Here is a 1,467-nt window from a genome sequence, read left to right on the forward strand (position 1 = left end):
CTGCGGATATGTTGGAAGGCGCTCCACTCGGTGACTTCAGCCGAGGCACGAGGAGCAATCTCCAGCATCTGTAACAAGCCTTCCTCGTTCGCTTCGCCCGGAACCTCAGCCAACGCGAGGAGTCCTATCGGCATAGAGGCGAATGCAAAGATCTTCTCGTTGGAATAGAAGTACAAAGGAAGAGCGCCTGCAACATCGCGGGCGAGTAGCCAGCTTTGGTCCAGCGAATTCCAGGCAGCAAAGCTGTAATCCCCAACAATGTACTGGAAGCAATCGGTTCCCCAGTGCGCTACTGCGTGAGCCACGATCGACGCATCACTCATCGCTGCCGCGTCGTTCGGGGTGATACGAAGGAGTTCAGTAAGCTCAGGCCGGTTGTCCAGCCGGACATCCGCGACAACGTGTGTGCGTCCCCCATCGGGCGAGATGGGCTGTGCCTGCATACCGTCTTCCGGAAGGATCTTGCGAAGGCAGTAGCCAGACGCAACCGCACCGTCCCCCCACAGCGTGCGTGCATCAGGACCGTAATGATGGAGCGCGGCCAGCACAGTTCCTAGTCGTGCCCTGGCTTCTGGCGCACCATCGCGGTGCCATAAGCCGGCGATCGCGCTCATCGCGGCGTATCTCCATCTAGAACCAGCCCCGCATCGAGCAGCCTGGACAGGATCTTCCGCACATCTTTCTCCGCAAGGATCGCGTCAACTCCGTAATGGCGCTGAACCAGGGCCACCATGGCATCCAATGTCATCCCTGCCTGTAGCGGCTCCATCAGAATTTGGGCTGCGCCGCGAATCCCGAAGAATTTGCCTGATCCATAGTCCATTAACACGTATTCACCGTTTGTCTCAACGGCTAGAACCTGCTCGGACAGGTGATAGATACTTTTGTCGTCGTTCACTCGCCCCCCATATCGGCACGTCAGTTATATGTCATCGAAGAGGACTCCCAGAACCTAAATACGAATCCTCATCAACCTCCCAATGGAGCGGAAAACAAGTTCTTGCAGTTGGAGAATAGATACCGTATGCTTGCGGCGAACACTCAGGAGATCCTATGCAGACAATACCCTCGGAAGAGGCGCGTCTCACCGCAAAACAGTCTCAGTTTGCGGAGTCGGAATTGGTGGAATACGGCAAGATTGAAGAGATCACTCAAGCCGCTAGCAGCGGTGCCAGCGACGGTAGTTCGTATTCCTAAACATCCGCCTCTTTCGCATAGGCATAAACACTTCATGCACTGACCTGTGGTCCTTTGCGTCGATTGCTACCAAGAGAATGCTCCATTACGGACTCAGCATTGACGAAGGGGAAGCTGCAACGCTTCCCGCTGACGCCGACGTGTCCTGGTCCCATTCCTGGGACCAGGCGGTTGCGGCTGATCTACTGAACGTAGACGTCGCAGCTACCGGCCCCATCCTTGAAGAGGACAAAACCTGGATCCAACACGATTTCGGGTCCGGCGGGAACG

At 56.2% G+C, this 1,467-nt stretch carries 3 protein-coding genes and 1 pseudogene; 2 read left to right on the forward strand and 2 right to left on the reverse strand.

Annotation, left to right across the window (positions count from 1 at the left end; translation table 11 throughout):
* A pseudogene (locus AB4043_RS25345) lies at positions 1-614 on the reverse strand (hypothetical protein); the annotation flags it as partial.
* Positions 611-898 carry a PqqD family protein gene (locus tag AB4043_RS25350; protein ID WP_442300409.1) on the reverse strand — a complete coding sequence of 96 codons (288 nt, stop codon included), beginning with the start codon at positions 896-898 and terminating at the stop codon, positions 611-613. The pseudogene AB4043_RS25345 and the gene AB4043_RS25350, both read right to left, overlap by 4 nt.
* 155 nt (positions 899-1,053) lie before the next feature.
* On the opposite strand from AB4043_RS25350, the gene AB4043_RS25355 reads away from it, so the two are divergent.
* Both AB4043_RS25355 and AB4043_RS25360 read left to right on the forward strand, forming a co-directional pair.
* On the forward strand, positions 1,054-1,197 hold the full coding sequence (locus tag AB4043_RS25355; protein ID WP_442300410.1) for a hypothetical protein: 144 nt from the start codon (positions 1,054-1,056) through the stop codon (positions 1,195-1,197).
* A 77-nt stretch (positions 1,198-1,274) separates the two neighbouring features.
* Positions 1,275-1,467 (forward strand): hypothetical protein (locus tag AB4043_RS25360; protein WP_442308503.1); only part of this gene is annotated, 193 nt, incomplete at its 3' end.

The organism is Terriglobus sp. YAF25, from assembly GCF_052113305.1.
Classification (GTDB): domain Bacteria; phylum Acidobacteriota; class Terriglobia; order Terriglobales; family Acidobacteriaceae; genus Terriglobus.